Origin of the sequence: Ochrobactrum sp. SSR (assembly GCF_030067775.1) — a bacterium.
In the GTDB taxonomy this organism is placed as follows: Bacteria; Pseudomonadota; Alphaproteobacteria; order Rhizobiales; family Rhizobiaceae; genus Brucella; species Brucella teleogrylli.
Genome location: NZ_CP125969.1, coordinates 2,358,768 through 2,371,849, shown reverse-complemented (window position 1 = coordinate 2,371,849; position 13,082 = coordinate 2,358,768). Strand labels below are relative to the sequence as shown.

Here is a 13,082-nt window from a genome sequence, read left to right as displayed (position 1 = left end):
GGCCACCCTGCTAACGAACTCAAAAAAAATTATGCGGTGCCGCTATCCGAAACGGAAAGCGCCCGGTCACGCCATGCGCTGACGGCGGTACCCTGTGTCTGGTTTTCGACGACGATGTGGTGGCCTTCATAAATGCCGGAAGCAACCCACTGCTTCGCCGCTTTCTGATACACATCGATCGTGATTCCGAGTTGGTCTACCTTGGCTTGTGACAGCATGTATTCCCTCATGAATGGTGAATATGAAAAGCGAAGCTGGAATATATAATCGATTTGACGACAATCTGATGTCACTTTTTCGCTACCGGATTGTAATTCTGACAAAACACAATGTTTTGAACATCTTACGGCTGTATAAACCCATATCTGACCGACGAGGATTTATTTAGAAGAATTACCATGTTTACTTAATTCATTTATACTTGAACCTGCGTTCAATTTTCTTCTGCATTAAGCTGAAACATGACAAACTGAGTAAACTGTTCCGGGTTGAAATTATTATCGGAAGCGATGACCACCGTTTTATGTCCGCCGATTGTCGGCCCCCAACTGACCGACTCGATATTATCGATGTCGAGGCCGAAATCACCTTCGCCCAGCCGCAGCACAGCTTCCTTGGCCATCGGCGTTAGCGAAACATCCTTGAGCGTCGCCATGCCGCTCACGTCCGTCGCACCGGCAAAGCGCGCGCGGTAGAAATTAATCTCGTTGCCCACGCCATGCGCGTAAGAGCGCTCGACCGTCAACAGATCGTCGCCCCAGGCGAGAAATTCCGACATGCCGTTGTCGTTCCAATAGGGCAGTTTGGTCGCCTTGGTGAAGATCGGCCCGGTATCATAGGCATATTCCGCCTTCACCCCGCCGGACAGAATATCGAAGGCGAGTATGCGGGCGCGACTGCCTTTTTCCAGCGTTGCCTTGTCACCATCCTGAAGCAGCGCATTTTCCAGCCCGACGAGCAGCGTCTTGCCATCCGGCGAAAAGGTCAGGCTTTCAAAGGACAGGTTATTGCGAATACCGCGTGTGCCGTCGGCATTCGGGATGTAATAATCGGGCAAGGCAAACTCACGGATCAGACTGCCATCGATGCGCGATTCCCGCACGGCCGGTTTGCCGTTGCGGTCGCCCTCGCTGGTCCAGAACTGCGTGCCGGTGCCCGCATGATAGCGAATGGATTCCGGATCGACATCCTTGTTCGCAAACGGCTTGCCATCGGCATTCAACAGCGTGACGGTAGAAAGGATATCGACGCTGTGCAGTCCCTTTTCGTCGGCGACGATCCTGAGCGTATAGAACCGCGCGGAAGCCTTCTCGGAACGGTCGTCGGAAATGGCGTAATAGATATCCTGCGCCGCATCATAGTCGAGGCCGGATACGCCGCCGAACTCAACGCCTTTAATTTGCAGGCCGGTTGGCAGCACGATCTCGCCCAGCAGCACTGGCATTTTGAAATCCTGCGCGAAAGCCGCTGACGTCAGGGAAACAACGGCGCAAAATGCTGCAACAAAAAGCGGAGACTTCATCAAACGCACCTTGGTCGGGTCAGAAACAGGAAGCCTATCTGATAGCGGCAAGATTTGAAGCGTTCATGACGCTGACATTTTCCGCCTTGCAACGGAACGCATTTCCAGCAAAAGTGTGAAATGGTTTTGTGTTTGATGTGCGTAAAAACAATTAGTTAGCAATAAAATTGGTATCGCCCGTCCCGGTAAAATGGTCAAGAGGTTCGCCATGGAACAGCCCGATTACGACCGCGCATTCGGCGAGATTATCCGGTGGCTGAAGCAGGAAGGCTTGATCCTGCAAACCGATCTCGAGGGCAATACGGAGCTTTCCACCCGGGCCGAGCGCATGGGTCGCAAAAGGCGGCGCGAAGCGGCGGCAACACAAGAATAAAAAACCGGCATCATAAACGGGGGAGTTGAGATGCGGCATAAAGGCCTGCTGGAATTCGGGCGGAATCGGACGCTCTATGGTCTTTTCCTGTTTTGCGCGGTCTGCGCCATCGCAGGCAGTCTGCTGAGCTATCCTGGCGAAACTTCGTTCTGGCGCTGGCTGCATTATCTCACCAAGCCGACCGCAACGCTGCTTCTGCTGGCGGCGGTGCTCTGTTCCGGCAAGCCGCGCTCGAAATCCTATGGCCTTGCCGTGGCTTTCGGCCTTGCCTTCGCAGCGCTTGGCGATTTTTTCCTGATGCTGCCGGGTGATTATTTCATGGGTGGGCTGATCTGCTTTCTCATCACCCATTGCGCCTATATTTACGCCCTGTCGCGCCATAGCCGCTTTGCGCAGAACAAGGGCGCCTTCGTCGTCTTCGCGTTTGCGGCAGTTGCGCTGATCACCGGCCTTTGGACGGCCCTGCCGGGGACCATGAAAATCCCCGTCATCATCTATGCCGCCGCATTGGGTCTGATGGCCGCGCAGGCTTTCAGCCGCGCAAGCGGCACCGAACCAGAAACACCACAACATTACGCCGCCTGGCTCGCGGCATGGGGCGGCTTGTTCTTCATGGTCAGCGACACGCTTCTCGCCTATGACCGGTTCCGCTTCGATATTCCGCTGAGCGGGCTATGGGTGCTCGCCACCTATTATGTGGCGCAATTCCTGTTCGCCCGCTCGACCGAGGATTTCACCCATGAGCGATGATCTCGACGCGGTTTTCGCACGTCTGCGTCAGGCATGGCTGGATCATCGCCCGCCCTTTGAGCAACGCATCGATGACCTCAAGCGCCTGCGTGCTGGCCTGGCCGCACAGCTCGACGATATGGCGAAGGCGATCAGCGCCGATTTCGGAAACCGCTCTGCCCATGAAACCCTGCTTGGCGAAGCCAGCGTGGTTTTTGCCGAAATCGATGACGCGCTGCACCATCTCAAGCGCTGGATGAAGCCAAAGCGCCGCAAGGCGGGCTGGAAATTATGGCCCGCGAAAGCCGAAGTCCGCTTCGTGCCGCTGGGTGTCGTGGGCGTCATCGCGCCGTGGAACTATCCAGTCAATCTGGCGCTCGCGCCGCTGGTGGCGGCCATTGCGGCAGGCAACCATGTCCTGCTCAAACCATCTGAACACACGCCACAGACGGCAGCCTTCCTGCAAAAGCTCATCAGCACGGTCTTTCCGGACAATCGCGTTGCCGTGGTGCAAGGCGATGCAGCGCTTTCCGCCCGCTTTGCCAGCCTGCCTTTCGACCATCTGTTCTTCACCGGCTCCACCGCCGTGGGACGCAAGATCATGGCAGCGGCAGCTGCCAATCTGACGCCGGTAACGCTGGAACTTGGCGGCAAATCTCCCGCCATCATCAGCGAAAACGCCAATCTGGTGCGGGCGGCGCGCGCCATCGCAAACGGCAAGTTTTTCAATGCCGGGCAAACCTGTATCGCGCCGGATTATGTGCTGATCCACCACAGCAAGCGCGATGAATTCATTGCCTTGTTCGAAGCCGAAATGCAGGCCCGCTATGGCGGCGCATCCGCCGGTCAGGACCGCACCACCATCATCAACGATGCGCAATTGCAGCGGTTATCCGGCCTGCTGGCCGATGCGAAGGACAAAAGCGAGGGCATCGTCGAGCTGCTCGCGCCCTCCACCGAAACGCGCCTGATGACGCCGACGCTCATTCTTGAGCCGCAAGTGACCAGCGCCATCATGGCGGAAGAGATTTTCGGACCGCTGCTGCCAGTCATCAGCTATCGCTCGACCGATGACGCCATTGCCTATGTGCTGGGCCATGACCGCCCGCTGGCGCTTTATTGCTTCAGCGAGAACACTGCCGAGATCGACACCATCCTCGCCCATGTGGTCGCTGGCGGGGTCTGCATCAACGATACGCTCTATCATTTTGCCTGCAGCAACCTGCCCTTCGGCGGCGTGGGGGCCAGCGGCATGGGCCAGTATCACGGTTATGACGGCTTCCTGACCTTTTCCAAGGTCATGCCTATATTGACGAAATATGCGCCCGCCCCGAGCGATCTCATCAAGCCGCCCTATCGCGGCCTGACCGACTGGCTGGTTCGCTTCATTGCCCGCTGAACTTTCGCCCCAAACACTCAATTGTGCGTAGCGGCTCTGTTCAAATCGCATAGCAAACTATCTATATAGAAGAGTATAAATTTGAAATATTCATCTTGAACTGACGACCTTACGGGTGAAAAGGGTGCACAAGAAAAAGGAAGCAAACCGGATATCGAAGTCGATCCTGACGGCGATCCGCAACAGGCCGGGCTTCAGGCCTCTCAACGCCAATATCACTGGCGGTGATATTGTCATTGCATCCTATAATGTTCACAAATGCATCGGCATCGACAAACAGTTCAATCCGCAGCGCACCGCCGACGTGATCAGCGAAATCGACGCGGATGTTATAGCGTTGCAGGAAGCCGACAAGCGTTTCGGTGAGCGGTCCGGTCTGCTCGACCTCGGCCTTCTGGAGCGCCGCCACGGCCTCATTCCTGTCCCCATCAATGCAACGATGCCCAAGGGGCATGGCTGGCACGGCAATGTGCTTTTGTTCCGCGAAGGCATTGTGCGCAATGTGCAGCAGCTGAAACTGCCCGGCGTGGAGCCGCGCGGCGCGCTCGTCGCCGATCTGCAATTTCCCGCCGGTCCGCTGCGCGTCATTGCCGCGCATCTGGGCCTCCTGAAACGCTCCCGCGAGCAACAGGCGGAAAGCATTCTCACCGCCTTGCAGGAAGGCGACACGCTACCGACGCTGTTGATCGGCGATCTGAATGAATGGCGTATCGGCAAGCGTTCTTCGCTGGCCGCGCTGATGCCGACCTTCAACCATGTGGCGACGGCAGTGCCGAGTTTTCCGTCACGCTTCCCGGTCTTCGCGCTCGACCGCGTGATGGGCGCGCCGCATAATCTCGTGACCTCGGTGGAAGTTCACAACACGCCGCTGGCGCGTATGGCCTCCGACCATCTGCCGATCAAGGCGCATCTCGACCTGAAGACGGCGATAGAGCATTTCCAGCAAAAGTGTGAAACGGTTTTGCGTCTGGAAATGCGTGAAAATAAATAGACCTTCTGCACAATCTCTATCCGGAGATACCCGCAAGCAGGACCGGCTCATAGATAAGGCGAACCGAGCCAGATAATCCGGTCGATGAGACGCACCAGAAACGGGCGGTTGTTGAGACGTGTCAGATTGACCTGACGGCTCTCCTCGATGACCTTCCCGATCCGCTCTTCCACCTGACGCGCCACATCGCGATCCAGAATTTCCAGATCGATCTCGAAGTTGAGCCGCAATGAGCGCGGGTCGATGTTGGACGAGCCGACATAGGACCATGTGCCGTCAATCGTCATCAGCTTGGAATGGTTGAACGCGCCGCCTGCACGCCAGATGCGGCAGCCATCCTTCAAAAGCTGGTCGAACTGGGCGCGCATGGCGCGGTCCACCAGTTTGAGATTATTGACCCCCGGCACGACGATATCCACCGACACGCCCCGCCGCGCCGCCGTGACCAGCGCGCTGATCAGTTCGCGGTCGGGCAACAGATAGGGCGACATGATGAGGATATGCTGCTCGGCTATCGAGAAAGCGCCCATCATCATGCGATGGTTGGTTTCCACATTCTTGTCGGGACCGGAGCCGACCACACGCACCAGCGTACCTGTACCGGGCGGGTTTTCCGGCGGGGCAATGCGCCAGGCGTCGCCGGTCAGCAATTCACCCGTTGCAAATCGCCAGTCCTCGGAGGCGATGTGAAAAAGGTCGGCAATGGCCGGTCCTTCCAGCCGGAAATGCGTGTCGATGGCCACCGCATCGCCAGCAATCGCCCGCACAAAACCGGCACGGATATTCATGCCGCCGGTAAAGCCATATCGCCCGTCGACGACGAGGATTTTGCGGTGGGTGCGTAAATTGGCATAAGGTAGGCGCAGGCCGATGATGATGTTGCCGTTGAAGACATCCACCGTCACGCCATTTTCCTTGAGCAGGCTGACAATGCTCGGGATGGAATAACGTGCGCCAACCGCATCGATCAGCACCCGCACTTCCACGCCGCGCTTGACGGCCTCGCCCAGCGCCTCGGCAAACCGGATGCCAATGGCGTCACGGTCAAAAATATAGGTTTCCAGCAAGATGCTGCGCTCTGCCTTACCGATGGCTTCCAGCATGGCCGCATAGGCTTCGTCGCCGGTTTCCAGCATTTCAATGCGATTGCCGCTGGTGAAATCATAAAGGCTGACGGCGTCGCCCAGAATTTTCATCGCGCCGAACTGCCGCCCGAATGCGGCGCGCACGAGGTCGTTGGTCGTGTCGAAATGCGAGAGGTGATAAAGCGCAATATGCCCCAGCGCGCGCTGCTGCGTGAGCGTCGAGCGCCTGATCCGGTTGACGCCCGCAATGGCATAGACCACCGCCCCCACGATGGGCGACAGCACGATCACGCCGACCCAGCCGAGTGCAGTGCGCACCTCGTCCTTGGTCATGGTCGCATGAATGGCGGCTATTGCGCCGAGCACGATCGACAGAACAGCCAGAATATGCGGCCAGTAATGGGAAATCAGATCGAACATCGAACAGACTTTTCCAACAACAATTGAGTACCGGGAAACCGGCAGCGCCCCCGCGTCAAGTTCCAGAAATATGTAGCCGATAGAGATTAAAACAGGTGTAACGGCAAAGAGATAGAGCCCAACGGGCCAAAAAAGTGCAACTGCAGTGAATTAGTTTATGCGCAAAAACAAAGAGATATCGCCGTTTTTCCCGGTCTCGGTCGTCGGTTCAAGCGCGCAAAAGGCTGGCGCGGCGGCCTCACGCAGCCAAAGCTGGTCAAAAGCTCCGTCTGCCTTATATTGTTGCGTGGGTTACGAAAATTGGGTCACGACAATTCGAGGGACAAGAGGGTTATTCGATGGCAACGACGAACAAAGATTTCGACAATCCCGTGCTGCCGACAGAGCTGACGTCCAAGTGGGGCTGGTTCGTCGCGCTGGGCGTGGCGCTTCTCATTCTGGGCGGCATCGCCTTCGGCAATCTGGTGCTGGCCACAGTTGTTTCGGTCTACTATGTCGGCATGATGATGCTGATCGCTGGTGGGGTCGAAATCATCCATGCTTTCGGCGTGAAAACGTGGGGGCGGTTTTTCTTCTGGCTCCTGAGCGGCCTGCTTTATGCTGCGGCGGGTGTCGTCACCTTCATCAATCCCATATTGGCGGCAGGCGTCCTGACATTCCTGCTGGCGGCTGCCCTTCTCGGCTCCGGCCTTTTCCGCGTCTGGATGGGCTTCAAGTCGAAACCGGCATCGGGCTGGGGCTGGATCGTGGCCGGTGGTGTCATAACCGCGCTGCTCGGCCTCGTCATCGCCATCCAATGGCCGGTCAACAGCCTGTTCATCCTTGGCCTTTTCCTGGCCATCGATCTGATTTTCCAGGGCTGGACCTACATCGCCTTCGGCCTCGGCATCAAAAGCCGCTAATCAAGCGCAGCATTTTCCTTAAAGCGGCGTGTTCAGCGCCGCTTTTTCATTTCAGGCCCGATGAGCGGCACGGCGCTTGTTGAGATTTTGCCCAATGACTGCTAGATGCAGCGCAACATCTTCGCGGCGCGCCTTTGCGCGGCCCAACATTTCGCCATCACGAGTTTCTTCATGCCTGCTGACAATCCCGTTTCCAAGCGCCGCACATTCGCGATCATCGCGCACCCGGACGCCGGTAAGACCACGCTGACCGAAAAGCTGCTGCTGTTTGGCGGCGCCATCCAGCTTGCCGGTGAAGTGAAGGCCAAGAAGGATCGCATCCAGACCCGCTCGGACTGGATGAACATCGAACGCGACCGCGGTATCTCGGTCGTCACCTCGGTGATGACGTTCGAATACAAGGACTGCATCTTCAACCTGCTCGACACGCCGGGCCACGAAGACTTCGCAGACGACACCTACCGCACGCTGACAGCCGTCGACAGCGCCGTCATGGTCATCGACGCCGCCAAAGGTATCGAGCCGCGCACGCTGAAACTGTTCGAAGTCTGCCGCATGCGCGATATTCCGATCGTCACCTTCGTCAACAAGATGGACCGCGAAGCACGCGATCCACTCGAAATCCTGGACGAGATCGAAGAAAAGCTGGCGCTCGACACGGCGCCGATCACCTGGCCTATCGGCTCGGGCAAGAGCTTTGCAGGTACTTTCGACCTGCATAACGACACGATGCGTCGTCAGGATAATGAAGAGCAGCCAACCAAGGTCAGCGGCCCGGAGGACGCCGCCGCTTTGCTGCCTGAGAACGAACGCGAAGCCTGGCTGGAAAATATAGAACTGGCACGCGGCGTTTGCCGTCCGTTCGACCTCGCTTCCTTCCGCGAAGGCCATATGACGCCGGTTTATTTCGGCTCCGCGCTGAAGAATTACGGCGTGCGCGACCTGATCGAAGCCTTCTGCGATTTCGGCCCGGCGCCCCGCGACCAGCAGGCCGACACGCGCATGGTCGGTTCCACCGAAGACAAGATGACCGGCTTCGTGTTCAAGATTCAGGCCAATATGGACCCGAACCACCGCGACCGCATCGCCTTCCTGCGCGTTTGCTCCGGCAAGCTGTCACGCGGCATGAAGGCCAAGCTGGTGCGCACCGGCAAACAGATGAGCCTCTCTGCACCGCAATTCTTCTTCGCGCGTTCGCGCCAGATCGCCGACGAAGCCTTTGCCGGCGATGTGGTCGGCATACCAAACCACGGCACACTGCGCATCGGGGATACGCTGACCGAGGGCGAGGATATCTTGTTCCGTGGCGTACCGAACTTCGCGCCGGAAATTCTGCGCCGCGTGCGTCTGGACGATGCGATGAAGGCAAAGAAGCTGCGCGAAGCGTTGCAGCAGATGGCCGAAGAAGGTGTCGTGCAGCTGTTTGTGCCCGATGACGGTTCTCCGGCGATTGTCGGTGTCGTTGGTGCACTCCAGATCGACGTTCTGACCGAACGTTTGAAAGTGGAATATTCGCTGCCGGTTGGGTTTGAAATGTCGCGCTTCTCGGTCTGCCGGTGGATTTCCGCCGACGACCCGGCTGAATTGCAGCGCTTCATCACCTCGCATCGCGCCGATATCGCGCATGACCTCGACAATGATCCGGTTTTCCTAGCGCAGAACGGCTTCTCGCTCAATTACGAGGCCGAGCGCTGGAAGGATATCCGTTTCGCAACCATCAAGGACTATCAGGTCCGCGACAAGGCATGATGCAGTAAGTTGCTATGACCGATCCTGTTCTGGCTGCTCTCGATTTGCCTGATGCCTTGCTGCATCGGCTTACCGGTTATACCAGCCAGCAGGATGAGCTTGGCCGCTCGAGCGCCAATGTCCTGCTGCTCGATCATGATGCGCACGAACCGCTTGTTTTGAAAATCGAACCGGCAAGCACGGTCAGCGAACTGGCCGATGAGCGCGCCCGGCTTGAATGGCTTTCAGCCCAAGGGCTGCCCTGCCCCAGCGTCGTCGCTTACGAGAGGATGGCCGACCGCCATTTTCTCCTGATGACGCGCCTTGCCGGATCGAATCTCGCTTCGTCTGTCGGCACTCTTACGCCTGACCGCATCGTCTCCATTCTCGCTACAGCCTTGAAGGCGCTGCACAGCGTTGACCCTGCCGCCTGTCCATTCGACCACCGGTTGGAACATCGCATTAAAGATGCACGCAAGCGCGTTGAAGCGGGCGCGGTCGATGAAGATGATTTCGATACCGAGCGTGAAGGCCGCACCGCGGAAGACCTGTTCTCCGAACTGCACCGCCTGAAACCGTCGCAAGAAGATGTTGTAGTCACCCATGGCGACGCCTGCCTGCCCAATTTCATGGCCAGCGACGGCACATTCACCGGCTTTATCGACTGCGGCAGGCTCGGCCTTGCAGACCGTCATCAGGATCTGGGACTCGCCTGCTGGAGCATCCGCTATAATCTTGGCAACGAATGGGTGAAGCCTTTCCTCGACCTTTATAGCGCAGAAGCCATCGACGAAGCAAAGATCGCCTATTACCGCTTACTGGACGAGTTCTTCTAAGCGTCAGTGCTCCTTTTCCAACAAGCGTTGCGCAATCTTTTCCGCCAGCTTTTCGGCCACCTCGCTTTTGCTCATTTCCGGCCAGTCCTCGATGCCGGAGCGGCTTAGAATTCGTACGCGGTTATGGTCGCCGCCCATGACGCTGCTGCCATCCGAGCCATAGGACACATCGTTGGCGACGATCCAGTCCGCGCCCTTTTTCTCAAGCTTGGCTCGCGCATTGTCTGCCACGTCCTGCGTTTCCGCCGCAAAGCCGACCACGAGACCCGGGCGCTTTTCGCTATGACCGACACCGGCCAGAATGTCGGGGTTCTCGACCATGGCCAGTGTCGGCGCGCTTTCGCCGGGCTTTTTCTTGATCTTCTGCCCGGCTTCATTGGCCGTGCGCCAATCGGCGACAGCAGCCACCATGATCGCCGCGTCGGCGGGCAGATGCCGCTCCACAGCCGCCTGCATTTCACGCGCCGTCTCGACATGAATGACGTTAACGCCTTCGGGATCGGGAATGGCGACCGGACCAGACACCAGATGCACCGTTGCACCCAGCCGCGCCAAAGCGGCGGCGATGGCATGGCCCTGCTTGCCCGACGAGCGGTTGGCGATATAGCGCACCGGATCGATTGGCTCATGCGTCGGGCCGGAGGTCATGACGATGGATTTTCCAGCCAGTGGTCGTGCACGCGGTGCAAGCAGCGTTTCCACTGCCGCGACGATGGCGAGCGGCTCGCTCATACGGCCCGTTCCCGCCTCGCCGCTCTCGGCCATCTCGCCCTGCTCGGGGCCGATGAAATGCACACCGTCTTTTTCCAGTGTCAGACGATTGCGCCGGGTCGCCGGATTGTCCCACATGGCCGGGTTCATGGCAGGCGCAATCAGAACCGGAACCTTGCGCGCCAGCAGAACTGCACTGGCAAGATCGTCAGCCAGACCGTTCGCCATCTTCGCCATCAGATCGGCAGTCATCGGCGCGACGACGATCAGATCCGCATCGCGGGCGAGCCTTATATGCCCGACATCCTGCTCATCCTCTCGGGCGAACAGATCGGTAAAGACATGATCGGCGGAAACGGCACCGATGGTCAGTGGTGTCACGAATTGCTGCGCTGCCGCCGTCATCAACGGGCGAACCTGCGCACCACGCTCACGCAAGCGGCGGATCAGGTCGGGCGTCTTATAAGCGGCAATACCGCCACCAATAATCAGCAGAACGCGCTTGCCAGTGAGTGACGCGCCTGTGATCGCACCGGACTGAGGCGGCGTAACCTGCGCGGGTTCTTCCAGCGCAGTCAGAAGAAGCCGCGCTTCCTCTTCCATGGAACGCCCATTGCGCGCGGCGCGCACACGCAGCTTTTCCTTGGCGGCATCGTCGAGATTGCGAATAGTGATACTGGCCATTTGATTGCACCGGCTTATTGCAAGTGCAATCAATGAAATCATCTTATGGGTGATTTGTCACTTTAAAAGTGTATTATAGCCAAATATAGAGCTTGATCGCGATCGCAGCGAGCGCAATTGCAATCACTATTTGCGCGATGCGGCCCCAACGCGAATGCTTGGCTTCGGCGCGACCGATGGCTTCCGCCGTGGCTACATCGAAGCGCAAGCCATTGGCGGCCATATCGTCCAGCGCAACCGAAACGCGCTCCACACGCGCCACCAACTCCGGCGTTTTGCGGCTAAAATGCAGCAGGGAATAAGCGCTGTCCTTCGCGTCGAGCAACATGCCCTGCGGCCCAAGATTCTTGCGAATCCAGTCGCCGACAACCGGCTCGGCTGCTTTCCACATGTTGAAATGCGGATCGAGCGTGCGCGACACACCTTCAACCACAACCATGGTTTTCTGGAGCATCAGAAGCTCGGGCCGGGTCTCCATGTCGAAAAGCTCGGTCACTTCGAACAGCAGCGTCAAAAGCTTGGCCATCGAAATGGTTTCCGCCGGCTGGCCGTGGATCGGCTCGCCAATGGCGCGAATGGCCTGCGCAAAACTCGCCACGTCGTGCGTATGCGGGACGTAGCCTGCTTCGAAATGCACTTCCGCCACGCGCATATAATCGCGCGTGATGAAGCCATAGAGAATTTCTGCCAGGAAGCGCCGCTGCTGCTTGTTGAGCCGTCCGGTGATGCCGAAATCGACCGCGACGATGATGCCCTGCGGATCGACAAACAGATTGCCGGGATGCATGTCGGCATGGAAAAAGCCGTCGCGCAGCGTGTGGCGCAGGAAAGACTGGATCAGCGTTTCGGCAAGCTTCTTCAGATCGAAGCCCGCAGCGGCCAGCGCCGAAACATCCGACATCTTGGTGCCGTCGATCCATTCGAGCGTCAGCACATCGCGACCGGTCCGTTCCCAGTCCACCTGCGGAACGCGGAAACCTTCATCGCCTTTGATGTTTTCGGCAATTTCGGAAAGCGCTGCCGCTTCCAGTCGCAGATCCATCTCGATGCGGGTGGTCTGCTGCAATGTCTCGACCACCTGTACCGGACGCAGGCGGCGCGTGAAGGGCACATGGCGCTCCTGCATGCGCGCGACCATGTAAAAGCCTTCGAGATCGCGGGCGAAACGCTGGCGAACGCCGGGGCGGATAACCTTGACCGCAACCTTCTTCGGCTTGCCGTCGCTCATGACTTCGGCAGGATGCACCTGCGCCATCGAGGCCGCCGCTATCGGCGCGTCGAAATGCAGGTAAAGATCGTCGATCTTGCGACCGAGCGAACCTTCGATACCGGCAATCGCGTCGGCTTGCGGAAAATAATCGAGACGATCCTGCAAAAGCTCCAGATCGGCAGCCACATCGCGCCCGACAATATCCGGGCGTGTGGCCAGAAACTGGCCAAGCTTCACATAGGACGGGCCAAGCTTGTTCATCGCCCGCGACATGCGCTCGGAACGCTGCATGTGCCGCGCGCGCGGACGCGCCAGCATGCCTGCAATCTTGTGGCCGAAGGCCGGAAGACCGGACAATCCTTCGACCGGCAGCGCACTGATCACGCCTTCGCGTGTCAAAATCCATCCGGCCCGCGCCAACCGGAAAGCGGCGGAAAGATTACTCATGCGATAATGCCCGCCCCAGTGCCCCAGCCCGCATTCATGACAGGC

At 58.3% G+C, this 13,082-nt stretch carries 12 protein-coding genes; 7 read left to right on the top strand and 5 right to left on the bottom strand.

What is annotated here, in order from left to right:
• Nucleotides 1–29: 29 nt before the first annotated feature.
• Nucleotides 30–218: a hypothetical protein gene (locus QLQ11_RS11220; RefSeq protein ID WP_109369667.1), complete on the bottom strand. Its 189-nt coding sequence runs from the start codon at nt 216–218 to the stop codon at nt 30–32.
• Between the two features lie 215 nt (nt 219–433).
• Entirely contained in the window at nt 434–1,522 is a 1,089-nt protein-coding gene (locus QLQ11_RS11215; protein WP_109370297.1) for an esterase-like activity of phytase family protein, read from the bottom strand.
• A gap of 208 nt (nt 1,523–1,730) precedes the next feature.
• Here QLQ11_RS11215 and QLQ11_RS11210 point away from each other — a divergent pair, with 208 nt between their 5' ends.
• From QLQ11_RS11210 to QLQ11_RS11195, 4 genes are all read left to right on the top strand, one after another.
• Complete coding sequence (locus QLQ11_RS11210; protein WP_167836107.1) at nt 1,731–1,895, top strand: hypothetical protein; 165 nt, start codon at nt 1,731–1,733, stop codon at nt 1,893–1,895.
• Nucleotides 1,896–1,925: 30 nt separating this feature from the next.
• On the top strand, nt 1,926–2,645 hold the full coding sequence (locus tag QLQ11_RS11205; RefSeq protein WP_109369669.1) for a lysoplasmalogenase: 720 nt from the start codon (nt 1,926–1,928) through the stop codon (nt 2,643–2,645).
• On the top strand, nt 2,635–4,023 hold the full coding sequence (locus QLQ11_RS11200; RefSeq protein ID WP_235858993.1) for a coniferyl aldehyde dehydrogenase: 1,389 nt from the start codon (nt 2,635–2,637) through the stop codon (nt 4,021–4,023). Before QLQ11_RS11205 ends, QLQ11_RS11200 begins: the two co-directional genes overlap by 11 nt.
• Nucleotides 4,024–4,147: 124 nt before the next feature.
• The gene (locus tag QLQ11_RS11195; RefSeq protein WP_283735939.1) at nt 4,148–5,014 is read left to right on the top strand and encodes an endonuclease/exonuclease/phosphatase family protein; all 867 of its coding nucleotides are present in this window, start codon (nt 4,148–4,150) and stop codon (nt 5,012–5,014) included.
• A 47-nt stretch (nt 5,015–5,061) separates the two neighbouring features.
• Here QLQ11_RS11195 and cls read toward each other — a convergent pair whose 3' ends face one another.
• Nucleotides 5,062–6,519 (bottom strand): cardiolipin synthase, encoded by a 1,458-nt coding sequence (gene cls, locus QLQ11_RS11190; protein WP_109369672.1) that lies wholly within the window; start codon nt 6,517–6,519, stop codon nt 5,062–5,064.
• 338 nt (nt 6,520–6,857) lie between these two features.
• Between cls and QLQ11_RS11185 the strand changes: the two genes are divergently transcribed.
• The 3 genes from QLQ11_RS11185 to QLQ11_RS11175 all read left to right on the top strand — a co-directional run bounded on the left by QLQ11_RS11185 (nt 6,858) and on the right by QLQ11_RS11175 (nt 9,985).
• Entirely contained in the window at nt 6,858–7,421 is a 564-nt protein-coding gene (locus tag QLQ11_RS11185; RefSeq protein ID WP_109369673.1) for an HdeD family acid-resistance protein, read from the top strand.
• 171 nt (nt 7,422–7,592) lie between these two features.
• Nucleotides 7,593–9,170 (top strand): peptide chain release factor 3, encoded by a 1,578-nt coding sequence (locus QLQ11_RS11180; protein WP_109370298.1) that lies wholly within the window; start codon nt 7,593–7,595, stop codon nt 9,168–9,170.
• 14 nt (nt 9,171–9,184) lie between these two features.
• Nucleotides 9,185–9,985 (top strand): APH(3')-II family aminoglycoside O-phosphotransferase, encoded by an 801-nt coding sequence (locus QLQ11_RS11175; RefSeq protein ID WP_109369674.1) that lies wholly within the window; start codon nt 9,185–9,187, stop codon nt 9,983–9,985.
• A gap of 3 nt (nt 9,986–9,988) precedes the next feature.
• Here the strand turns inward: QLQ11_RS11175 and coaBC are convergent, their stop codons facing one another.
• Nucleotides 9,989–11,380, bottom strand: a complete 1,392-nt coding sequence (gene coaBC / locus QLQ11_RS11170) for a bifunctional phosphopantothenoylcysteine decarboxylase/phosphopantothenate--cysteine ligase CoaBC (RefSeq protein WP_235858994.1) — start codon at nt 11,378–11,380, stop codon at nt 9,989–9,991.
• A gap of 73 nt (nt 11,381–11,453) precedes the next feature.
• Complete coding sequence (gene ubiB / locus QLQ11_RS11165; RefSeq protein ID WP_109369675.1) at nt 11,454–13,037, bottom strand: 2-polyprenylphenol 6-hydroxylase; 1,584 nt, start codon at nt 13,035–13,037, stop codon at nt 11,454–11,456.
• Between the last annotated feature and the right edge of the window lie 45 nt (nt 13,038–13,082).

Bases quoted from the DNA above. Each gene is read 5' to 3' on its own strand.
- QLQ11_RS11220 (WP_109369667.1), bottom strand. From the start codon at position 218: ATGCTGTCACAAGCCAAGGTAGACCAACTCGGAATCACGATCGATGTG.
- QLQ11_RS11215 (WP_109370297.1), bottom strand. From the start codon at position 1,522: ATGAAGTCTCCGCTTTTTGTTGCAGCATTTTGCGCCGTTGTTTCCCTG.
- QLQ11_RS11210 (WP_167836107.1), top strand. From the start codon at position 1,731: ATGGAACAGCCCGATTACGACCGCGCATTCGGCGAGATTATCCGGTGG.
- QLQ11_RS11205 (WP_109369669.1), top strand. From the start codon at position 1,926: ATGCGGCATAAAGGCCTGCTGGAATTCGGGCGGAATCGGACGCTCTAT.
- QLQ11_RS11200 (WP_235858993.1), top strand. From the start codon at position 2,635: ATGAGCGATGATCTCGACGCGGTTTTCGCACGTCTGCGTCAGGCATGG.
- cls (WP_109369672.1), bottom strand. From the start codon at position 6,519: ATGTTCGATCTGATTTCCCATTACTGGCCGCATATTCTGGCTGTTCTG.
- QLQ11_RS11185 (WP_109369673.1), top strand. From the start codon at position 6,858: ATGGCAACGACGAACAAAGATTTCGACAATCCCGTGCTGCCGACAGAG.
- QLQ11_RS11180 (WP_109370298.1), top strand. From the start codon at position 7,593: ATGCCTGCTGACAATCCCGTTTCCAAGCGCCGCACATTCGCGATCATC.
- QLQ11_RS11175 (WP_109369674.1), top strand. From the start codon at position 9,185: ATGACCGATCCTGTTCTGGCTGCTCTCGATTTGCCTGATGCCTTGCTG.
- coaBC (WP_235858994.1), bottom strand. From the start codon at position 11,380: ATGGCCAGTATCACTATTCGCAATCTCGACGATGCCGCCAAGGAAAAG.
- ubiB (WP_109369675.1), bottom strand. From the start codon at position 13,037: ATGAGTAATCTTTCCGCCGCTTTCCGGTTGGCGCGGGCCGGATGGATT.